The sequence below is a fragment of the Limnobacter sp. G6BE5S genome (assembly GCF_058448965.1).
Genome location: NZ_JBZFLM010000002.1, coordinates 73,688 through 94,573 on the forward strand (window position 1 = coordinate 73,688; position 20,886 = coordinate 94,573).

Annotated in this window: 24 protein-coding genes; 8 read left to right on the forward strand and 16 right to left on the reverse strand. The window is 50.9% G+C overall.

The features are described 5' to 3' along the window. The first annotated feature begins 79 nt into the window (after positions 1–79). Positions 80–1,978: a molecular chaperone HtpG gene (htpG, locus tag ACVL1J_RS03545; protein ID WP_341237286.1), complete on the forward strand. Its 1,899-nt coding sequence runs from the start codon at positions 80–82 to the stop codon at positions 1,976–1,978. A 24-nt stretch (positions 1,979–2,002) separates the two neighbouring features. Here htpG and ACVL1J_RS03550 read toward each other — a convergent pair whose 3' ends face one another. From ACVL1J_RS03550 to ACVL1J_RS03565, 4 genes are all read right to left on the reverse strand, one after another. Continuing rightward, entirely contained in the window at positions 2,003–2,464 is a 462-nt protein-coding gene (locus ACVL1J_RS03550; protein ID WP_341237281.1) for a hypothetical protein, read from the reverse strand. A 134-nt stretch (positions 2,465–2,598) separates the two neighbouring features. Beyond that, positions 2,599–3,174: an outer membrane lipoprotein gene (locus ACVL1J_RS03555; RefSeq protein WP_341237280.1), complete on the reverse strand. Its 576-nt coding sequence runs from the start codon at positions 3,172–3,174 to the stop codon at positions 2,599–2,601. A gap of 69 nt (positions 3,175–3,243) precedes the next feature. Then, positions 3,244–4,419 carry a vWA domain-containing protein gene (locus ACVL1J_RS03560; RefSeq protein ID WP_341237279.1) on the reverse strand — a complete coding sequence of 392 codons (1,176 nt, stop codon included), beginning with the start codon at positions 4,417–4,419 and terminating at the stop codon, positions 3,244–3,246. Between the two features lie 14 nt (positions 4,420–4,433). Then, on the reverse strand, positions 4,434–5,276 hold the full coding sequence (locus tag ACVL1J_RS03565) for an AAA family ATPase (RefSeq protein ID WP_159568724.1): 843 nt from the start codon (positions 5,274–5,276) through the stop codon (positions 4,434–4,436). A gap of 306 nt (positions 5,277–5,582) precedes the next feature. Between ACVL1J_RS03565 and ACVL1J_RS03570 the strand changes: the two genes are divergently transcribed. Together ACVL1J_RS03570 and ACVL1J_RS03575 are read left to right on the forward strand one after the other, a co-directional pair. Beyond that, entirely contained in the window at positions 5,583–5,846 is a 264-nt protein-coding gene (locus tag ACVL1J_RS03570; RefSeq protein ID WP_236550839.1) for a c-type cytochrome, read from the forward strand. Positions 5,847–5,868: 22 nt separating this feature from the next. After that, positions 5,869–6,201, forward strand: a complete 333-nt coding sequence (locus tag ACVL1J_RS03575; RefSeq protein ID WP_159568723.1) for a c-type cytochrome — start codon at positions 5,869–5,871, stop codon at positions 6,199–6,201. A gap of 98 nt (positions 6,202–6,299) precedes the next feature. Here ACVL1J_RS03575 and ACVL1J_RS03580 read toward each other — a convergent pair whose 3' ends face one another. The 7 genes from ACVL1J_RS03580 to fdxA form a co-directional block, all read right to left on the reverse strand. Further along, positions 6,300–6,734, reverse strand: a complete 435-nt coding sequence (locus tag ACVL1J_RS03580) for a DUF1841 family protein (RefSeq protein ID WP_159568722.1) — start codon at positions 6,732–6,734, stop codon at positions 6,300–6,302. A gap of 17 nt (positions 6,735–6,751) precedes the next feature. Further along, positions 6,752–7,849: a hypothetical protein gene (locus ACVL1J_RS03585; protein ID WP_159568721.1), complete on the reverse strand. Its 1,098-nt coding sequence runs from the start codon at positions 7,847–7,849 to the stop codon at positions 6,752–6,754. Continuing rightward, the gene (nth, locus tag ACVL1J_RS03590) at positions 7,846–8,478 is read right to left on the reverse strand and encodes an endonuclease III (RefSeq protein WP_159568720.1); all 633 of its coding nucleotides are present in this window, start codon (positions 8,476–8,478) and stop codon (positions 7,846–7,848) included. Before nth ends, ACVL1J_RS03585 begins: the two co-directional genes overlap by 4 nt. Beyond that, positions 8,475–9,116 carry an RnfABCDGE type electron transport complex subunit B gene (locus tag ACVL1J_RS03595; RefSeq protein WP_341237278.1) on the reverse strand — a complete coding sequence of 214 codons (642 nt, stop codon included), beginning with the start codon at positions 9,114–9,116 and terminating at the stop codon, positions 8,475–8,477. The genes nth and ACVL1J_RS03595 overlap by 4 nt, the downstream gene beginning before the upstream one ends. Continuing rightward, the gene (locus ACVL1J_RS03600) at positions 9,109–10,344 is read right to left on the reverse strand and encodes a polyhydroxyalkanoate depolymerase (protein ID WP_341237277.1); all 1,236 of its coding nucleotides are present in this window, start codon (positions 10,342–10,344) and stop codon (positions 9,109–9,111) included. Before ACVL1J_RS03600 ends, ACVL1J_RS03595 begins: the two co-directional genes overlap by 8 nt. A 114-nt stretch (positions 10,345–10,458) precedes the next feature. Further along, complete coding sequence (locus tag ACVL1J_RS03605; protein WP_341237276.1) at positions 10,459–11,265, reverse strand: ferredoxin--NADP reductase; 807 nt, start codon at positions 11,263–11,265, stop codon at positions 10,459–10,461. Between the two features lie 33 nt (positions 11,266–11,298). After that, positions 11,299–11,622 carry a ferredoxin FdxA gene (gene fdxA / locus ACVL1J_RS03610; RefSeq protein ID WP_159568716.1) on the reverse strand — a complete coding sequence of 108 codons (324 nt, stop codon included), beginning with the start codon at positions 11,620–11,622 and terminating at the stop codon, positions 11,299–11,301. 203 nt (positions 11,623–11,825) lie between these two features. Between fdxA and ACVL1J_RS03615 the strand changes: the two genes are divergently transcribed. The 3 genes from ACVL1J_RS03615 to ACVL1J_RS03625 are packed head-to-tail and all read left to right on the forward strand — an operon-like array spanning position 11,826 to position 13,968. Continuing rightward, complete coding sequence (locus tag ACVL1J_RS03615) at positions 11,826–12,512, forward strand: LutC/YkgG family protein (protein WP_236550800.1); 687 nt, start codon at positions 11,826–11,828, stop codon at positions 12,510–12,512. 2 nt (positions 12,513–12,514) lie between these two features. Continuing rightward, complete coding sequence (locus tag ACVL1J_RS03620; RefSeq protein WP_159568715.1) at positions 12,515–13,642, forward strand: TRAP transporter substrate-binding protein; 1,128 nt, start codon at positions 12,515–12,517, stop codon at positions 13,640–13,642. 50 nt (positions 13,643–13,692) lie between these two features. Beyond that, positions 13,693–13,968, forward strand: a complete 276-nt coding sequence (locus tag ACVL1J_RS03625; RefSeq protein ID WP_159568714.1) for a polyhydroxyalkanoic acid system family protein — start codon at positions 13,693–13,695, stop codon at positions 13,966–13,968. 19 nt (positions 13,969–13,987) lie between these two features. Here the strand turns inward: ACVL1J_RS03625 and ACVL1J_RS03630 are convergent, their stop codons facing one another. Continuing rightward, positions 13,988–14,950 (reverse strand): Rossmann-fold NAD(P)-binding domain-containing protein, encoded by a 963-nt coding sequence (locus tag ACVL1J_RS03630; RefSeq protein WP_341237275.1) that lies wholly within the window; start codon positions 14,948–14,950, stop codon positions 13,988–13,990. Here ACVL1J_RS03630 and ACVL1J_RS03635 point away from each other — a divergent pair. Beyond that, a complete protein-coding gene (locus ACVL1J_RS03635; protein ID WP_341237274.1) occupies positions 14,942–15,964 on the forward strand; it encodes a CDP-6-deoxy-delta-3,4-glucoseen reductase in 1,023 nt (340 codons plus the stop codon). The two genes, ACVL1J_RS03630 and ACVL1J_RS03635, sit on opposite strands and share 9 nt — an antisense overlap. A gap of 12 nt (positions 15,965–15,976) precedes the next feature. On the opposite strand, the gene ACVL1J_RS03640 is transcribed toward ACVL1J_RS03635, so the two are convergent. Genes ACVL1J_RS03640 through ACVL1J_RS03655 form a run of 4 tightly spaced genes read right to left on the reverse strand, consistent with a single transcriptional unit; the run spans position 15,977 to position 19,515 of the window. Further along, positions 15,977–16,717 (reverse strand): ABC transporter ATP-binding protein, encoded by a 741-nt coding sequence (locus tag ACVL1J_RS03640; RefSeq protein WP_394672254.1) that lies wholly within the window; start codon positions 16,715–16,717, stop codon positions 15,977–15,979. After that, positions 16,710–17,483 (reverse strand): ABC transporter ATP-binding protein, encoded by a 774-nt coding sequence (locus tag ACVL1J_RS03645; protein ID WP_159568710.1) that lies wholly within the window; start codon positions 17,481–17,483, stop codon positions 16,710–16,712. The genes ACVL1J_RS03640 and ACVL1J_RS03645 overlap by 8 nt, the downstream gene beginning before the upstream one ends. Beyond that, positions 17,480–18,553 carry an ABC transporter permease subunit gene (locus ACVL1J_RS03650; RefSeq protein WP_159568709.1) on the reverse strand — a complete coding sequence of 358 codons (1,074 nt, stop codon included), beginning with the start codon at positions 18,551–18,553 and terminating at the stop codon, positions 17,480–17,482. Before ACVL1J_RS03650 ends, ACVL1J_RS03645 begins: the two co-directional genes overlap by 4 nt. Next, a complete protein-coding gene (locus ACVL1J_RS03655; protein ID WP_341237271.1) occupies positions 18,550–19,515 on the reverse strand; it encodes a branched-chain amino acid ABC transporter permease in 966 nt (321 codons plus the stop codon). Before ACVL1J_RS03655 ends, ACVL1J_RS03650 begins: the two co-directional genes overlap by 4 nt. A gap of 243 nt (positions 19,516–19,758) precedes the next feature. On the opposite strand from ACVL1J_RS03655, the gene ACVL1J_RS03660 reads away from it, so the two are divergent. Beyond that, positions 19,759–20,838 carry a branched-chain amino acid ABC transporter substrate-binding protein gene (locus ACVL1J_RS03660; RefSeq protein WP_341237284.1) on the forward strand — a complete coding sequence of 360 codons (1,080 nt, stop codon included), beginning with the start codon at positions 19,759–19,761 and terminating at the stop codon, positions 20,836–20,838. Positions 20,839–20,886: the final 48 nt, after the last annotated feature.

The window sequence follows — 20,886 nt, forward strand, 5'->3', positions numbered from 1 at the left end:
CTTTTTTTTCGCCTTGAAATCTCTTGTGGAATCCCCATATATCGTCATCCGAAAACAGAACATGAAGGGAGCAAACAACATGGGTGCAATGAAGGAAACAATGGGTTTTCAAACAGAGGTCAAGCAACTTCTGCATTTGATGATCCATTCCCTGTATTCCAACAAGGAAATTTTTCTTCGCGAGCTGGTCTCCAACGCCTCCGACGCTTGCGACAAACTGCGCTTTGAAGCCATCAACAATGCCGGTCTGTTTGAAAATGACAGCGAGTTGAAAATTCGGGTGACCTTTGACAAAGAGGCCCGCACCATCTCGATCGACGACAACGGCATTGGCTTAAGTCGCGAGGACGCCATTGAACACTTGGGCACCATTGCAAAAAGCGGAACCAAAGAATTTTTCGGGAAATTAAGTGGCGACCAGCAAAAAGACGCCGCCCTGATTGGCCAGTTTGGTGTGGGTTTTTATTCCGCGTTTATCGTGGCCGACAAAGTCACCGTGCGCTCCCGCAGGGCAGGTTTGCCGGCCGCTGAAGGCGTTGAATGGGAATCCAAAGGCGATGGCGAATTCAGCGTGGAAGCCATCGAAAAAGCGGACCGCGGCACACAAATCATTTTGCACTTGAAAGCGGATGAAGATGAATTGCTTTCCGGCTGGAAATTGAAGAGCATTCTGACCAAGTACTCAGACCACATTTCCTTGCCCATTCAAATGCTGAAAGAGGAATGGGACGAAGAAGCCGGAGGCATGAAAGGCACGGCTGAATGGGAAAATGTAAACAAGGCCAATGCCTTGTGGGCGCGGTCCAAATCAGATATTTCGGCTGAACAGTACAACGAGTTTTACAAAACAATCAGCTTCGATTTTGCCGACCCCTTGGCGCATACGCACAACCGCGTGGAAGGTGGCCGTTCGGAATACACCTCGCTGCTGTACATTCCCGCCAAGGCGCCTTATGACTTGTGGGATCGCAATCAGCAAAAGGGCATCAAGTTGTACGTGAAGCGTGTGTTCATCATGGACGATGCTGAGCAACTGATGCCACCCTACATGCGTTTTGTAAAGGGTGTGATCGATTCTTCCGACTTGCCCTTGAACGTATCACGCGAAATTTTGCAGGAAAGCCGCGATGTAAAAGCCATTCGCGAAGGTTCAGTGAAAAAGGTGCTGGGCTTGCTTGAGGACATGGCCGCTAACGAAGCGGAAAAGTACACCACATTCTGGAAAGAATTCGGCCAGGTTCTGAAAGAGGGCATGGGCGACGACCCAGCCAACAAGGAGCGCATTGCCAAGCTGCTGCGTTTTGCCACTACGCAAAGTGAGGGCGACGCGCAAACAGTTTCCCTGGCTGACTATGTGGGCCGCATGAAGGAAGGGCAGGACAAAATCTACTACGTGACCGCTGACACCTATGCTGCCGCCAAGTACAGCCCGCACCTGGAAGTGTTCAAGAAGAAGGGTGTTGAGGTGTTGTTGTTGAGTGACCGGGTTGATGAATGGATGCTTTCCTATTTGCAGGAATTTGAAGGCAAGGAATTGCAAAGCTGTGCCAAAGGTGGCTTGGACTTGGGTGCCCTTGAAGATGAAAAAGACAAGGAAACCAAAAAGAAAGTTGAAGATGAGTTCAAGGATGTGCTGAAGAAGGTTGAAGACCTGCTGAAAGATCGCATCAAGGAAGCCCGTGTTACCTTGCGCCTCACCGACAGCCCTGCCTGTATCGTGGCAGACGAGGCTGGTATGAGCGAGCATTTAAAACGCATGTTGAAGCAGGCAGGTCAAAACGCGCCTGATACCAAGCCAATTCTGGAGCTAAACCCCGAGCATCCGTTCATTCAGCGCTTGAAAATTGAGAATAATCATTTCGATGAATGGGTGAATGTGTTGTTTGACCAAGCGGTGCTGGCTGAGGGTGGCCAGTTGGAAGACCCTGCAGGTTTTGTTCGCCGCTTGAACATGCTGTTGTTGACGGTTAAAGCCTGACAGGTTTGGCTGCTTGATTCTGCTTTAATGGCTCAGTGGCTGGGGCTGACTATTCAGTGCCCAGCCCAGCCTGCTTTGCAGGGCATTGGCCAGGTACAGTGATTGTTCAAAAAATTGCTGAACATACTTCAAATCAGCCTGTGTGACCAAAGTTTCTTGCCACCTTAACTGAAATTCAGCCTTGTGCCGGTCTTCCCACATGTAAGCGGGAAGGCGGACACGTTCCATCAGCGCATTGAACTGGCTGCATTCCTTTCGGATCCCCTCCAGATCGCAGTGTTCATCCTGTTCCATCACTCTGTGAATACAGGTAATTTCCATCATGCCTTGTTCGATCTGCTTGATTTCAAGCCAGGCATTGGGCGAACTTGACATGAGCTTCACGGGGTAGTTGTTCACTTGCTTGTCCTCATGATAGGGGCTTTTAAGTTGTCCCACCCAGGCGGCCAGGGCCTTGATTAAATCGGGGTCATGCAGTGCTGTCATGTAGAGGTTCCATTCAAGGGGGAATTTGAATTGAGTGCCTCAGAGTTTCAACTGGTTCCACAACAGACTATTGAAACGAAAAAGGTCACCCATCGCTGGGTGACCAAACAAATCCTGTAAACAGATGAGCGGGTTTACAGGCTAGAGGTGATCTGACCGTTCACAACTTTCACACGGTCACCAGACTGCCAGTTGGGAGCGCTGCTAAAGCTGAATACGTCTGAACCGCCAGCGTCGTACTGAACCACTACATCGTATTGCGTAGTCGAATTACGGTCTTTTTCAATTTTGTTGCCCAGCACAGCACCGCCGACTACACCAGCCGCTGTCGCCACTTTTTTGCCGCTACCGCCGCCAATTTGATTGCCCAGCAGGCCGCCCACCACACCGCCTGCTACAGCACCGATACCGGAGCCTTCACCTTGAACGGTACGCTGGCGAATTTCAACAACCCGACCACACGTGTTACAAGTGGCGGCTGCTTTTGTTGGGGCTGGTTTGGATGCTGCTTTCTTGGCAGCCGCCTCTTGCTTGGCTTTCGCTTCTTCTTCCAGACGTGCTTTTTCTTCCATCTGGGCTATTTCCTGATCGCTCATGTTGGCGTTGCTGCTGGGGAGCAGGCCGGTCATGGAGGCAATTGCGATACCGGCGGCCAAAATAATGGCAACGGCGGCAGTAATGATCAGGGGGTGAGTACGTTTGATTTCCATTTTCTTTCTCCACACGAAATGTGTATGTGCTGCTAATAACGGGGAGGGTCAGAAAAAAGAATACAAGGATTACTTACTAAGGTATCGCATTGCAGTTTCAAGCCCACCGACCGTGAGGGGGTGCATGCGGTGTTCCATGATATTTTGAATGATTTCAACGCTTTGGCGATATTGCCAAAGCCCTTCGGGTTCCGGATTAAGCCAGACGGCTTTCGGAAATCGATCAAGAAAACGACGCAACCACACTGCGCCAGCTTCCTTGTTATTGTACTCCACCGAGCCCCCCGGTTGCAGGATTTCGTATGGGCTCATTGTGGCGTCGCCCACGAATATCAGGCGGTAATCGCTGTTGTAGGTGCGCAGTATGTCGTGGGTCTGAAAGCGTTCGCTGTGGCGGCGGTGGTTCTTTTTCCACAAAAAGTCATAGACACAGTTGTGGAAGTAATAAAATTCCAGGTGCTTGAATTCGCTTTTTGCTGCGCTGAATAATTCTTCTGTGCGTCGAATGTGGTCGTCCATCGATCCGCCCACGTCGAGCAGCATCAGTACTTTCACAGAATTGTGTCGCTCGGGGCGCATTTTTAAATCCAGCCAGCCCGCGTTTCGCGCAGTGGATTCAATGGTGTTGTCCAGATCCAGTTCTTCTTGTGCACCTTCACGCGCAAATCTGCGCAGTCGGCGAAGCGCTATTTTGATATTGCGGGTGCCAATTTCCAGTTCATCGTCGTAATCCTGGTACAGGCGCTGATCCCAAACTTTCACGGCACGGCGGTTGCGGCTCTCATCTTGTCCAATTCGAACACCCTCAGGATTAAAGCCGTTGTTGCCGAAAGGCGAGGTGCCGCCAGAACCAATCCACTTGCTACCGCCTTCATGGCGTTCCTTTTGCTCTTTCAGCAGCTCTTTCAAGCGCTCCATCAGCTTGTCCAGCCCGCCCATGGCTTCAATGGCTGCCATTTCTTCGGGCGTGAACTCGCGATTGAACCGCTTTTCAAGCCAGTCCTTGGGCAATTGAGCGAACAAATCCATGTTCTTTTCAAGCCCTTTGAAATAGCTGCCAAACACTTGATCAAACCGATCGAAAAAGCGTTCATCTTTTACTAGCGTGAGGCGGGACAAATGGTAGAAGTTGTCCAGGCTGGGCGTCATGAACTGCGCCTTCATCCCTTCAAGCAGGGTTAGGTATTCCCGCACGGTGACGGGAATCTTGGCGTCGCGAAGTTGAAAGAAAAAATCCAGTAACACAGCAAAAGCCTTAATTAGCGACCCTGGCGGGCCATGAATACCAAGCGGTTGAACAGTTCAACGTCTTGCTCGTTTTTCAACAATGCGCCGTGCATGGGGGGTATGGCTTCTTTGCCGTCTTTGGCTTGCAAGGCACTGGCAGGAATGTCTTCGGCCAGTAGAAGGCGCAGCCAATCAATCAACTCGGATGTGGTGGGCTTTTTCTTCAAGCCGGGCAGGGCACGAATGCCAAAGAAGCTGGCCATGGCCGCATCCAGCAACTCTTTCTTCAAATTCTTGAAGTGAACCGCCACAATGCTTTCCATGGTGGCTTTGTCCGGAAACTGAATGTAATGGAAAAAGCAGCGGCGCAGGAAAGCGTCTGGCAACTCTTTTTCGTTGTTCGATGTGATGATCACGATGGGGCGGTGCTTGGCCTTGATCAACTGTTTGGTTTCGTAGCAAAAGAATTCCATGCGGTCAATTTCACGCAGCAAGTCGTTTGGAAACTCAATGTCGGCCTTGTCGATTTCATCAATCAGCAGCACCACAGGTTTGTCACTCTCGAAGGCTTGCCACAACACGCCTTTCACAATGTAGTTTGCGATGTCTTTGACGCGTTCTTCGCCCAGTTGCGAATCGCGCAGGCGACTAACTGCGTCGTATTCATACAAGCCTTGTTGTGCTTTCGTGGTGGATTTAATGTGCCACTGCATCAACTCCAGGCCCAGTGATTCGGCCACTTCCTCGGCCAACAGGGTTTTGCCAGTGCCGGGCTCACCCTTGATCAGCAAGGGGCGCTGCAAAGTAATTGCCGCATTGACTGCCAGTTTCAAATCGTCGGTTGCGACGTAGGTTTTGCTACCTTCAAAACGCATTTTTGTAATTCCTTGTAATTCAATATCGCCAGTGTAAGTGCTTTTTGGGGCTTATTTGCTGAATTTTTCATCCAATTTGGTGCTTTCGACTCGCTGTTCGTAGACTAAGTGCCCGATCAACCGTAAAATGGCAAGGTTTTTGCCCAGCGCCACCCATTACACAATATGGCGCGGCTGACCACCAATTACATTTGTTGACGAGAGAGCGAGATGAAACGTATCGGTTTGACTGTTCGCGCAATGCGCGCAATGAGCGCAATCGGCGCAACCGGCCTGTTGGCTGCGGTGGCTTTTGCTACCCCCGCAATGGCTGTCGAAGGCAACGCCGAGGCAGCGGCATCGAAGAAGTCCATGTGCATTGGCTGCCATGGTATTCCCGGTTACAAAGCCAGCTTCCCCGAGGTGTACAGCGTGCCCTATATTGCAGGCCAGAACGCAAAGTACATTGAAGCCGCGTTGATCGCCTACAAAAAAGGCGACCGCAAGCACCCCACCATGCGCGGAATTGCTGAAACGTTGACCGAACAAGACATCGCTGACCTGGCTGCGTACTACGCACAAGCCAAGTGATTTGCAACAAGGACCACTCAATATGAAAACTACATTCGCTATCGCTGCAGCCTTGTTTGCAGCATCATTTTCAGTTCAGGCGGCAGACATTGCCGCTGGCAAAGCCAAGGCCGAAGCCCAGTGCGCGGCTTGTCACGCTGTTGAAGGCAATTGGAACAAAACCATGGATCCTTCTTACCCCAAGCTTGCTGGTCAGCACGCGGACTACATTGCAAACACCTTGAAGCAGTATCAGAAGGGCGGACGCAATAATGCAATTATGGTGGGTATGGCTGCTGGTCTGAGCCAGCAAGACATCAATGATCTGTCAGCTTTCTTTGCCTCAGTTGAAGGTGATTTGTACCTGAAAAAATAAATTGGTCTTTCGGGTTTCACCAAACCTGAAACATCATGAAACCCGCTTCAAGCTTCTCGGCTTAGGCGGGTTTTTTATTGGGTAGTTCGATTGGGCGGTTAAACTCCGCTGTGCTCAAGAATGCACTGAATGTAGTTTTCGCTGCTGAATGCGACGCCGTTTTTTTGCTGCTGATAAATTTGTTCAGCCAAACACTCAAACACCTGGTGGGCCGCTTTGTGGTCATCGCCCATTTTCTCGCACAATTTGACGAAGGCTGCCCGAATACCAGGCGGTTGATCAATACTGACTTGCTCGGCCACTGCCAGGTGCATGGACAGGTGCAGAAACGGATTGCTTTGGCCTGCCTCTACCGAGAAGTCCGCAGCAAGAATAGCCTCGGGCTCAGTGTCAAAAATTTCAAAGTATTCGGGGTGTTTGGTCATCCATTGCAAAGCCAGGCTTTCCGCCTCACTCAATGGTTCTTCCTTGTGGTATTTCTTCCAGCTGTTCAAGAAAAACAGTCGTGCTTGGTCGCGTGTGGGGTTGAACATGAAAGGGGCACCTCGTTTTATTGCATCTGTGGGCTATTAAACAGGCACAGACTGAGTCGATTGTTTCTTGGGGGCGTAACTACCGTGCCACCCTGGTTTAGCCATGCTGCTTGACCAAAAACACCAATCCATTCGGTAATCGGGAAATGGGTCAATACTGTGGCAATGTCGTTGTCGTCAGCGTGGCACATTTGGCTGCGCTCAAAACCAGCGAAAAGAATACCCACCTGCGGTGCCTGGTTGTCGAAATGCGCATTGACCGTGGGCATCCATTCGTGAATTTCCCGGTCAATCGCCTTGGGCGTTCTGTGGGCCAAGCGCACTTTTTGCCCTTTTAGTACGGGTGCAGCCAGTCCCAAAGTGCCGTCAGCATGAATTTCCATCACGGGTATCCAGCTTTCGCCTTTTTCGTGAACTACTTGCAAGCGCATACCCACGGGGCGGGGTTGTTCGTTTGGGCATTGAAGCGCTGTGGCAGCCTTTTCATTGCCCACACGAATCAGGAAAAGACCATTGCTTTCCGTCACCGTTTGATAGGGCCCCAGAAAGGTGAGTCCTTCTGAATTCAGAACCAAGGGGTTTTGTACCAATAACTGCGTTGCGCATATGGCTTCGCCGCTAAGGCGACCATGTTCAACACGCGGCATTTTCGCGTAATTTGCGCCGTACGACAACAAACCCAGGGTGTCGGCCTGTACTACGCTTGATTCTGGTTCGAAATCGGCCAGTGTCCAGTGGTCGGTCAGCACTTGCTCGTGCTCAACCATACACAGGTTCAATGCCGCATGCCCGGTCGGAATGTTGTCTTGCGGGGTTTCAAATTCTTTCCCAAACACTGCAACCAGAACGGTGGGTTCGTTGCTGTATACGCGGCCTTGACCCAACAAACCGGAGGCACAGCCACCCCAAACATTCATACAGTTGGTTTTGCTGACACACAGTTGTGCAAGATCTTGTAACAGAGGGGCGAAATGGGGTGTGCACAAAAGAATAACCCGGCTGATATAGTCGGAGTGCCGGCGTAAGCCCGCCTTTTCCACTGCGTCTTCAATCAGCGTAGCCGCGTCCTCAAGCCTGACCTCGGTAAACACTTGAACGCAAATTGCGTGGCTCATGTTGTTTTCTTTTTGAATTCGCACAAGTCCACGATACTACAACGAGTGCATTCCGGTTTGCGTGCTTTGCACACATAGCGTCCATGCAAAATCAGCCAGTGGTGTGCATTTAGCATGAATTCTTGTGGCACCAGCTTTAGCAGGCGTTTTTCAACTTCAAGTACGTCTTTTCCGGGGGCAATTCCAGTGCGGTTGCTGATCCTGAAAATATGCGTATCGACCGCCATGGTGGGTTGTCCAAATGCGGTATTGAGCACCACGTTGGCGGTTTTTCGACCCACACCAGGCAATCTTTCAAGTGCTTCCCGGTCCGCAGGTACCTCGCCATTGTGCTCGTCTCGCAAAATTTCGGCTGTTTGCACAAGGTGCTTGGCTTTTGATCGAAAAAGACCAATGGTCTTAATGTAATCCTCTACGCCCGCAACACCCAACGCTGCAATCGCCGCTGGTGTGTTGGCGACCGCAAACAGCTTGCGCGTAGCAATGTTCACACCTTTGTCCGTGGCTTGTGCACTCAGTAAAACCGCAGCAAGTAATTCAAACGCGGTTGAATATTCAAGCTCGGTTTTTGGTTCCGGGTTGGTCTGCTGAAAACGTTTAAAAATCTCGGTGCGTTTTTCTTTGTTCATGATGATTGTGTCTGTCGCCGTGCCCGCGCCCTGGCCAGCGCGGCCTGTACTACCGCTTTCTTCGCAGCAGCATCAGGGCTGGGGATGTCATCGAGTTCGTCCAGTTTGTGAATTGCCTTGGCTTCGAGTCTTTCCGACTGCTCGTCTTTTTGACGCATCAAGCGTATTTCCCTAGTCTGCATTCGCGCACGGGCCGCATGCGCCTGGGTTTGATCCCAAGCGCTGAATTCCGGTATGAACACCATGTCGATGCAGTCAACCGGACAGGGAGGAATGCACAGCTCACAGCCCGTGCAGAGTTCAGCCAAGACCCCATGCCTGCGTTTGCTGCTGCCAACGATGGCATCAACTGGGCACGCCTTGATGCACAAGGTGCAGCCAATGCAATGCTGGGGGTTGATGCTGGCAATGTGTCGCTCAATGGTTGAGCCGCAGCTGGGGTCTACAGGTTTTTCTGGAAGATTGAGAAGTGCAGACAATGCCGCAATGGTGGTCTCGCCGCCTGGGGGGCAACGGTTCAGGTCAGCCTCTTGTCGGGCCAAGGCATTTGCATAAGGCAAGCAGCCCTCAAACCCGCATTGTGTGCATTGGGTTTGAGGAAGTAGATCGTCTATCTGTTGTACAAGTTGCTCATGCATTCTTGGCTATGAATTCGCGGATTTTCGGGTAAACCTTTTCGCGCCAACGGCGACCGCTGAAGATACCATAGTGTCCGCACTCCATGGCTTCGTAATGCTCTTTCTTGTCCGCAGGCAGGTTTTTACACAGCTTGAGTGCGGCTTTGGTTTGGCCTGGGCCTGAAATGTCATCGAGCTCGCCTTCAATGGTCAGCAGGGCAACGGTTTTCACATCTTCCGGTTTTACGTGGTGACCTCGAACTTCCCAGGTGCCCAGCGGCAAAGCATGGTCTTGGAATACGGTTTTGATGGTGTCCAGGTAGTATTCAGCCGGCATATCCAGCACGGCATTGTATTCATCATAAAACTGGCGGTGGCTCTCAGCGCTTTCGCCATCACCCTCAACCAGGTGCATGTAAAAGTCGTAATGACTTTGCGTGTGTTTGTCGGGGTTCATGCTGACAAAGCCCAAGTGCTGTAAAAAGCCGGGGTACACGCGGCGCAGGTAGCCAGGGTAGGTGTGTGGCACGCTGTAAATCACATTGTTTTCAAACCAGGAGTAGGGTTTTTTCATGGCCAGGTTGTTCACTTCCGTGGGGCTTTCGCGGGTGTCAATCGGGCCGCCCATCATGGTCATGCTTTTGGCTTGTTTGGGGTCTTTGTTCGACGCCATCAGCGAGACCGCAGCCATAACCGGCACGGTGGGTTGGCACACTGAAATCAAATGTACATCGGGACCCAGCAACTGAATGAATTCGATGCAGTAATGTACATAGTCATCGAGGTGGAACTCACCTTCGGACAGGGGCACCATGCGGGCATCTACCCAATCGGTGATGAATACATCGTGGTCTTGCAACAGGGTTTTGACTGTGTCGCGCAGCAAGGTGGAGTGGTGGCCCGACAACGGCGCAAACACCAAAACCTTGGGCTGGGCTTTGAGGGGTCTGGATTCAGCAGGGATCATTTTCCGGAAATGGATCAGCTTGCAGAAAGGTTTGGTTTCAACGATTTCCTGGGCAATCGACACTTCACGGTCGCCGCATTTGACAGTGGTGATTCCGAAGTCGGGTTTTTCGTACTCTTTGCCCAAACGGTACATCAGCTCGAAACCAGCGGAAATTCGACGTGCCATCGGCAAATGGGCCAATGGGCTGAACGGGTTGCTGTACAGCTTGGAGCCAGCTTCGGCCCAGATGGTCATTGGGTTGAGTAGTGCGCGCTGGAATTCGTGCATTTGATACAGCATGGGGTGCCTCCGGCTTTATTAGGCGATTGTCATGGTTTGACAATGATGTGTCAGGGTACTAAAGATTATCGTGCAAACATTGTTGCATTGCAACATGTTTGAGTGATTCTTCGATTACCAGTAGTTTTCAACGGCAATTTCACCAGGGCTGTTTCGGCGTGCAGGGGAATAGCCTTTTGATTTCAATACTTTACGAATATCGGTGACCATCTCGGGGTTGCCACAAATCATGAAACGACTGCGTTCAATGTTGATGGGTAAACCAGTATATTCGGTCAAGGCACCTTGTTCCAGTAGCGTGGTAATTCGCTCGCCCAAACAGTTGTGGACTTTTTCACGGGTAACCACCGGCACATAAACAAACCGTTTTTTGACGTTGTCAATCAGTTCACTGAGCACTGGGTGTTCAACAAAACCATTGATCATCTCTTGATAGACCAGTTCTTCGGCTGTGCGGGCGCTGTGAACCAGCACAATGTTTTCAAACTGTTCCCAAGTGTGTGGGTCGTGAAGAATCGAAAGAAATGGTGCCAGGCCAGTACCTGATCCCAACAGCCAAAGGTCGTTGCCGGTTTCGAATCGTGCCGTGGTGAGGAAACCAAAGTTGGTTTTGTCGATGTAGATGGGAGATCCCACCTGAAGCTGGCTTAGGTGGCTTGTGAAAGCACCGTCGGGAACGACAATTGAGAAAAACTCGAGATGTTCATCAAACGGGCCTGACACCATGGAGTAGGCCCGCCAGATGATTTCAGGTTCGCCCGGCAATTGCAGGGTGTTGTCTACGCCCAGCCTTGCGAATTGCCCCGCGGTGAAGCGAAAGCCCGCTGGCCGGCTACAAGTGAAGGAAAACAATTTGCCCGGCACCCAGACACGTACGCTGGTAATTGTTTCCCGGGTGTATTTGTCTTCAACTTCACTCATTGAACTACTCGATTGGAACTGCCTCGAGGTTGATTATTTCTCAAGGTATTGCAACTTGTCTTGGACGTCTTTCCAGTCATCGGCATCGGGCAGGTGCGCTTTCATGCGCGTGATACTTGGCCAGTCTTTGGCCAGCTCCACGTTCATGTCAATGAACTTGACCTGAGCAGCGGGTACGTCTTCTTCGGCATAAATTGCATTGACAGGGCATTCAGGAATGCAAACAGCACAATCGATGCATTCGTCGGGATCGATCACCAAAAAATTGGGACCTTCGCGGAAACAGTCGACTGGGCAAACATCCACACAATCGGTGTATTTGCATTTAATGCAAGACTCGGTAACTACGTGTGTCATGGTGAAAATGATTGGTTAAGCAAGATAACAAGTCATTGTAATCGATTGGGCTGCATTGCACCTGAACCTCCGCTCGAATTTACCAATTGGCATGGGGCATACCCTAGGGGCGATTGCGGCGTGCTTTTTCTATAATGATTGTCACGAATACCTGTGTTGGGTAATAACTACTCGCGGCTTCGAGCCGCACTTAAAGGTGTACTTTGAGCCAATCTTTCAATGACGATGATCTGGATACCTCCGCGGCGCGGTCAGAAATTCTGAATCGGATTCGCAGCCTTCAATCCCGGCCTGAAACGATGCACGACAATGAAATGACTCTGGCCAAGAGTTATATGACCCGAAAAACCCGAGGCCCGGCACCCAGCCCGGTTGAACACGTGGTTGCCCTGTTTGAGGAAAAATCCAGGGCGATGCTGTGTACGGTGCAACGGGTAAAGTCTCTTGGCGAGGTGACTCAAGCTTGCGCTTCTTACCTTGCCGAGAATGAATTAGCCGGTACCGTTGCCATTTGGCCAGCATTGAATGAACTTGACTGGTCGGTTTTGCCGCATGAGAAGCGCCTTGGCGCACCCACCGGTGACGACTTGATTGGCATCAGCGCAGTGGCCTGTGCGGTGGCTGAAACCGGTACACTGGTGTTTGCCAGCAAAGTAGATGAACCCGCAAGTACACACCTTTTGCCTGAAACACACATTGCAATTGTTCGTGATGACCAAGTGGTGCACACCATGGAAGATGCATTTGAGCTTTTGCGAAAAGAAGGGCGTGTCATGCCACGTGCGCTGAATTTTGTGTCTGGCCCATCGCGCACGGCAGACATTGAGCAAACAATTGTTTTGGGTGCCCATGGCCCCTATCGAGTGCATCTTATTCTGGTCGGTAAATAAGTATGCGCGACGATTCCCGGCGACGTTTTGTACAAAAGGCTTTGGTGGCAGGCGCTGCAGGAGCCATGGCGGCCCCTGTGCTTGCCCAGTCAGCTGCTTCGGTCAAAACAGCAAAGCCAATTGTGTTCAAGTTTCAGAGCACCTGGCCCACCAAAGACATTTTCAATGAGTTTGCCCAAGACTTTGCCAAAAAGGTGAACGACATGTCGGGCGGCGAGCTGCGTATCGATGTGTACCCCACCAACAGCATCGTCAAAGCGTTCGGTATTCAAAATGCCGTGCACAAGGGGCAGCTCGACGGCGGTCACGGAGTCCCCACCTATTGGCACGATCGCCATGCGGCGTTTTCCCTGTTTGGAAGTGGCCCGAGCTTCGGTATGAGTTCGAACCAGATTCTGGCCTGGTTTCAGTACGGTGGCGGTCAACAGCTCTACGACGAGTTGGTTCAAAAAGAGATGAACCTGAACATTCAGGGCTTTATGTACGGGCCTTTGACACCACAACCTTTGGGGTGGTTTAAAAATCGCATCGAGAGCATCAAGGATCTCGACAAAATGCGTTTTCGGGCTGTGGGGCTTGCAGCTGAGGTATTCAAAGAACTTGGCTTGATCACCACGGCCTTGCAACCTGCAGACATTGTGCCCTGGCTGGACAAAGGTTTGATTGATGCTGCGGAGTTCAACAACCCCAGTTCAGACCGCGCCCTGGGTTTTCCCAGCGTGTCTTCGGTGTGCATGATTCGCAGCTTTCATCAAAGCAGTGAAGTGTTTGAGGTTATTTTCAATAAACAGCGTTTTGACAGTTTGCCCTTTGCCATGCGTTCCATTATTCGGTACGCCTTGCAGGCCTCGTCAGCCGATTTAAGCTGGAAGGCCTCCGACCGGTTTTCAACTGACTACGAGGAAATGCGCCGCAAGCAGGGTGTTCGGTATTACGTCACACCCGATGATATTTTGAAGGCGCAGTTGACCGCGTGGCGTAAAATTATCGCCAGGGAATCGGCCAACAGTCGAATTTTCAAACGAATTATTGATTCTCAAATGCGCTTTGCCAAGCGAGTTGTGGGCTTTGAGAATGATCTGACACCTTCATCTAAAATGGCGTTCGATTTTTGGTTCTCTACCGTGTGAACTCGCGCTGGGTTAATATGCGGCTATAACACCTTCAAGAGTGAGCCGATATGTCTGATATTCATGCCCGCAAAGCACACAATTTAACCCTGGAAGAAGCCAGGCAAACTGCCCAAAAATTGGCTGATCAACTGCAAAAAGAATTCCAGCTGGATAGCCAATGGCAGGGCAACACCCTGAATTTCACGCGCTCTGGTGTGAAGGGCAAGCTTGATGTCACTGACAAAGACGTGACCGTTGATATTTCCCTGGGCTTTATGTTGAAAGCATTCAAGGGGAAAATTCAGGCTGAAATCGACAAAAATATCGACAAAATGTTTGCCTGAAAAAGCAGTTGACGTTCACTCAGGATTTCACGGCGAGAAAGTCGGCCACGCTGGGATAGCGCAGGCGGAATCCCAGTTTTCTCTGGTTCATTGATTCAATACGCCGTGATTCCGACATGAAGCTCCACATCATGGGGCTGACCATTTGTTTCACTTCTGCCCTTGAATAGCGGGGTGGGCGTGGCAGTTGAAATGCGTCGGCCACCAAGTCAAAGTAGTCTCCCATTTTGCTGGGTTTGGAATCGCAAGCGTTCAGTACCTCAAATACACCACCCTTGTAGTTTACCCAGCGGCTTAAACGGCCCAAATCCAGTTCGTGAATGTGGTTGGACCATGCGTCTTCATCGGGCAGCAAGGCGGGTGTGCCATTTTTAATTCGATCGATTGGCAAGCGGTTGTCACCATAAATACCCGGGGCACGAAGCAGGTGAACATGTACGCCAAGTTTTAAACCCATTCGCAGTTGTTGCTCGGCATGGACTCGCCGTTTGGCCCTGTCCGATTGTGCATTCAACGGTGTGTATTCGTTGATCCATTGCCCTTGCGCATTACCGTAAACGCCGGTTGTTGATACATAGCTAATGCGCGGTGCAGGTTTGTTGTACGCCTTTGCGCGCGTGGCGGCCCACAAAATCAGTTTCTTCAGTGTGTTGTCTGTTTGTATAGTCGAGTTGGGTGGTGCCATCCAGATAATTCGGTGCCCCAGCGCGATCAAACGCAGCAGCGAGCTTTTTGAATTCAGGTCAATGGCCAGTGGGCGAGCCTTGTGTGCCAAGATGGCGGCACGCTTTGCCTCAGTCTCCGCCCCAGGGCGATAAGTCGCTGTAAAATGTTGATCTGGAAAGGTTTGCAACAAGACCAAGCCCACTTGCCCGCAGCCTGCAACGCTCACATTGCTTTGCCTGAAGCGACGGGGCAAACTGCGTTTGAAAAATAGCCCATCGGGTTTGTCGATGTCACGGAAAGTAGTTTGATGATTCACAACGTAGAAATTCTTCCCAGTCAAAAACAGTATGAATGCGAGTCTGATGACACTTTGTTGTCGGCAGCACTGCGCGCAAATGTCATTTTGCCATATGGCTGCAAAGACGGCGCATGTGGATCGTGCAAGGCTGATTTGATTGAAGGCCAGGTGGATTACGGCACCTACCAGTCGCGTGCGTTAAGCGAAGAAGAGCGCGTGCGCGGAAAAGTACTCACCTGCTGTGCAAAGCCCTTGAGCCCGGTGAAGTTGAAGGTACGAGAACTTTCCGGTTTGGGTGATATACCCATTAAAAAAATGCCTTGCCGTTTGCAAAGTATCGAGAAACCCGCGACCGATGTGGCTGTTCTCAAATTGCAATTGCCCGCCAATGAGGTGCTGCAATTCAATGCGGGGCAGTACATTGAGTTCATGTTGCGTGACGGGTCTCGCCGCAGCTATTCCTTGGCCAATGCGCCGTATCAGGAAGGTGGTATCGAGCTGCACATTCGACACATGCCAGGCGGTTTGTTCACTGATCGTGTATTCAGCACGATGAAAGAACGAGAGATTTTGCGTTTTGAAGGACCATTCGGTACATTTTTCTTGCGTGATGATTCTACAAAACCAGTGGTTCTGCTTGCCAGCGGTACTGGCTTTGCCCCCATTAAATCATTGCTTGAACAGGCTTTCTTTAAAAACAATACGCGCGACTTCGTATTGTATTGGGGGGCGCGAACCAAGGCAGATTTGTACATGCTGGATTTGCCAATGCAATGGACTGCCGAGTATTCAAATTTCAAATTTGTTCCTGTGCTTTCCGATGCCACTGCCGATTGCAACTGGGCAGGAAGAACCGGGTTTGTGCACCAGGCAGTGATTCAAGACTTTCCTGATTTGAGTGGGCACCAGGTGTATGCCTGCGGCGCACCCATTGTGATCGAGTCGGCCCAGCGTGATTTCACTGCGCAATGTGGCTTGCCCGACGATGAGTTTTACGCCGACTCATTTACGTCCATGGCCGATGCACAATAAATTCACTTCGATTTATTGCGACACTTGTCCCAGATAAGTTTCACGAATTCTGGGGTCATTGATCAACTCACTGGCCAGGCCCTCGTATTCGATCAAGCCTGAGTCCATCACGTAAGCGCGGTTGGCAAGTTGCAAGGCAATGTGCGCATTCTGCTCCACCAGCAAAATTGTCATGCCTTCACGGTGCACCTGTTCAATGACTTCAAAAATTTTCTCGACCATCAAGGGGGCCAGGCCCATGCTGGGCTCGTCCAGTAACAGTAACTTGGGTTTTCCAATTAAGGCGCGGGCCACCGCCAGCATTTGTTGCTCTCCGCCGCTCAAGGTTCCCGCGGATTGTTTCAGTCGTTCCTTGATGCGTGGGAACAGAGTCAGCATTTTCTCGAGATCAGCAAGAATTTGTGCCTTGGGTACACCGGCCTGAAGGCGTGTGTTGGCGCCCAGTTCAAGATTCTCAAGTACTGTCATTCGGGTAAAAATTCCTCGACCCTCGGGTACCAGGGCCAATCCGTTGGGCAGCCTTTGGTGCGCAGGCAGGGTTGTCAGGTCTATCGTTTCATTGAATCTGGCAGTGAGGGCTTGAAATGGCAGAAGGCCTGCAATGGCTTTCATGGTCGAGGTTTTGCCTGCTCCATTGCAACCGATCAGGCACACCAGTTCCCCCTGCTGTACCTGAAAACTTAAACCTTTGACCGCTTGAATACCGCCATAGGCCACTGTAAGGCCTTGAATGTGGAGCATGGCTTCAGCCATGGTGAAGCCCTCCCAAATAGGCTTCAATCACGGCAGGGTTCTGCTGGACTTGTACTGGTGTACCTTGGGCGATGACTTTGCCGTAGTCGAGCACAGTCACCTGATCACAAATGCCCATGACCAGTTTGACATCGTGTTCGATCAGCAATATCGATTTCCCGTCCTCTCGAATTTGAAGCAATAGCTCACGCAGTTTCAATTTCTCGCTTGCATTCATGCCCGCGGCTGGTTCATCCAGAGCAAGCAGTGCGGGTTCGCTGGCCAAGGCCCGTGCTATTTCCAGGCGTCGCTGATCGCCGTAGGACAATTGCCCCGCAAGGTGATTGCCGTAAGCGCCAATGCCAACGTAATTTAACCAATGCTCGGCCCGTTGTTGAATGTGTTGTTCCTCACGGCGCTGCGCCGGGGTGCGAAGCACCGCACCCAATACACCTTGACGTGTTTTGCCGTGCATCCCTACCGCTATATTTTCAAGCGCCGTCATGCTTTTGAACAAGCGGATGTTTTGAAAGGTCCGTGCCAGCCCCATACGCGCAATCACATGGGGTGAAGCTGGTTTGTAGACTTTTCCCTTAAATGCCAGCTGGCCGCCATCGGGCATATACAACCCTGTGATCAAGTTAAAACAGGTGGTTTTGCCAGCCCCGTTCGGACCGATCAGTCCGACAACTTCCCCTGCCTGAATGCTCAAGCTGACATCATCGACAGCTGCAATGCCGCCGAAACTTTTCTTAAGGTGAGTGGCGCTAAACAAAGTTGTGCTCATTTGCGTTGTGGCCAAAGCCCCTCTGGGCGATACAGCATTACCAAGACCATGGTGAGGCCGTAAATTAGAGAGCGCAGAATTTCTGCATCCAACAGCACGGTGCCAAATAAAAACTCTTGAACAGGGGTAACCACTTGCCGAAGAATTTCAGGGAAACCAGCCAGCAACAATGCGCCTAAAACCACGCCTGGAATGTGGCCCATGCCACCCAGTACCACCATGCAAAGCACAATGATCGATTCCATCAAGCCAAAAGATTCCGGGCTGACAAAGCCCTGGAAGGCAGAGAACATGGCACCCGCAACACCACCAAACGAGGCCCCCAGCGCAAAGGCCAACAGCTTCATGTTGCGGGTGTTGATGCCCATGGATTTTGCTGCGGTTTCGTCGTCTCGAATCGCTGTCCACGCGCGGCCAATTCGACTGTGTTGCAGGCGCATGCACACCACGATGATGATCAGCGTGAGTGCCAGAAACAAGTAGTAGTAAAGGTGAAGTGCTGGCACATCGATGCCGAAAATATCGACCGTGCGTGAAAAGCGAACACCTGCTATTTGAACAGGCTCAATCATGTTGATGCCCTGCGGACCATTGGTAATGTTGACAGGTGCATTCAGGTTGTTCAAAAAGAGTCGAACGATTTCGCCAAACCCCAAGGTAACAATTGCCAGGTAGTCGCCCCGCAGTCGAAGCGTGGGGGCACCGAGCAGCACACCGAAAATTGCAGCGATCAATGCACCCAAGGGAATCATCAGCCAGATCGAAAGATGCAGGCCTTCTGGAAACAGCGCGGCAACGGTTTCGAAGTTATCCGTTAAATGGGGAGAGGCGAGCAAACCGTAAACGTAAGCGCCTACTGCATAAAAAGCGATGTAACCCAGATCGAGTAACCCGGCAAAGCCAACCACGATATTCAGGCCCAAGGCCAGCATCACATATAGCAATGCAATGTTCAGGATGCGAACCCAGCTGTTACCAATTAAACCTGCCACCCAGGGCAAAGCAGCCAGTGCAATTGCAACCAGCAAAAATCCGATGATTTGTTGATGGCGGTTGGACAATTTGCTCATGCGCGATCCGACACCCTTTCGCCCAACAGACCGGATGGTCGAAGGGTAAGCACCAAAATCAACACGGCAAAGGCAAAAATATCCTGATAGTGAGAACCCAGAAAGCCGCCCGTTAATTGGCCCAAATAACCAGCACCAAGGCTTTCGACAATTCCCAAAAGCAGACCACCCAACATGGCGCCGTAGATATTGCCAATGCCGCCAAGTACTGCAGCCGTGAAGGCTTTTAGCCCAGGTAAAAAGCCCATGTAAAAATGGGCCACTGAATAATTGGCTGCCACCATGACACCGGCCACACCCGCCAAAGCTGCACCAATGACGAATGTTGCGGCGATCACTGAATTTGCGTTGATTCCCATAAGCCCGGCCAGTTGCGGATTCTCGGATGTGGCACGCATGGCCTTGCCCAGACGGGTTTTGTTCACTGTGTAGGTAAGGCCAAACATAAGCGCAGCCGACACCACAACGATAAGGAGTTGCACGGGGGTGATGGAAACAATCCTTTCATAATCGCTTTCTGCGATTGGTGCAAAGGTGTGTAAAACGATGGGGTCTGTGGGTAAGGTGGCTGGAAATATCAGGTAATTTCGCCCCCAAATAATCATGGCGAGAGTTTGCAAAATAATTGATACGCCGATTGCAGAAATTAAAGGGGCAAGGCGTGGTGCATTTCTTAAGGGACGGTACGCAAAGCGTTCAATTAAGAAGCTGACCAACATGCACACGGGCACTGCGCACAGTACGCCTACCAGGAAAAGTATCCAGCCAGGCGTTTCTGGAAATATGCCGACAAACACAGTAATGGCGCTGAAAGCGACCATGGCGCCGATCATGACGACTTCGCCATGTGCAAAATTGATCAAGCCCAATACGCCGTAAACCATGGTGTATCCGAGTGCCACCAAGGCATAAATACTGCCCAGCACCAAGCCGTTGATCAGTTGTTGCGCAAAAATATCCATGTACGCCAAAGCAGTTGAAATAAGGTGTGTCGGAAAAAGAATAGAGCAATTCGCGCGAAAGTACTGCGAAATTTTTCAGAAAGAAGTCAGTTAATTGACAGGCAAACCAATTACCGGTTTAGATGCTACATTGCATAAATCAATCATAAAAATAAGTTGGAGGTGGTCATGAACCTTTCCCGTTCCCGGCATTTGAAACATGCCGTGTTGCTTGCACCCTTGTTACTGACGTTTACAGGTGGTATGGCCAGCGCCAAGGAAGTGTTGGTCAAAATTGGGCACATTGCACCGCTTTCCGGTCCACAGGCGCACTATGGCAAAGACAACGAATCGGGCGCAAGGTTGGCAATTGACGATTTGAACAAAATGAAAATTCAGTTGGATGGCGGTACTGCCAAATTTCAGCTGATTGCAGAAGATGATGCCGCCGACCCGAAAACCAGTGCAATTGTGGCGCAAAAATTGTGCGACATGAAGGTCAATGGAATTGTCGGGCATTTAAACAGTGGCACTACAATTCCGGCTTCCCGTATTTACTACGATTGCGGCATTCCGCAAATTACTCCTTCGGCTACCACGCCAAAAATTACAAAACAGGGTTTTGAGTCTGTATTCAGGGTAATTGCGCACGATGGCGTATTGGGGGTTGCCTTGGCGAAATACGCGGTCGACGAGATGAAGGCAAAGCGCGTGGTGGTGATCGATGACCGCACGGGTTACGGGCAACCTTTGGCTGATATTTTCACCAAGCAACTGGAGGCCAAAGGCATCAAAGTACTTGAGCGGCATTACACCAATGACAGGGCCACTGACTTTGCAGCCATTCTTACTTCGGTCAAACGCGTGAATCCTGACGTGATCTTTTATGGTGGTATGGATGCGCAGGCAGGGCCCATGCTGCGCCAAATGAAGCAACTGTCCATCAAGGCCAAGTTAATTGGTGGCGACGGTATTTGCACGGCTGAATTGATGCGTTTGGGCGGAGACAACGTGGGCTCCAATGTATTGTGCGCCGAGGGCGGTATGGCCTTGAGCAAAATGCCGGGTGGCCCTGCATTTGAAAAGCGATTCAAGGCCCAATTCAAGACTGACATTCAGGTGTATGCGCCGTTTGTCTACGATGCAGTAATGACCATGGGCATGGCCATGAAAAATGCAAAGTCGGCAGATCCGAAAAAATATTTACCGAAGCTGAAAGACATACGTTACGACGGTGTAATTGGTACCATTGCCTTTGACGAAGTGGGCGATGTGCTGAACGCTGCGGTCACCTTGAATTCGTATGGTCCTCAAGGCAAGTTTCCTGTGAAAGTGGTGAACTGATTCGTGCACGCCAAATAAAAAAAGCCAAGGCGCAACACCTTGGCTTTT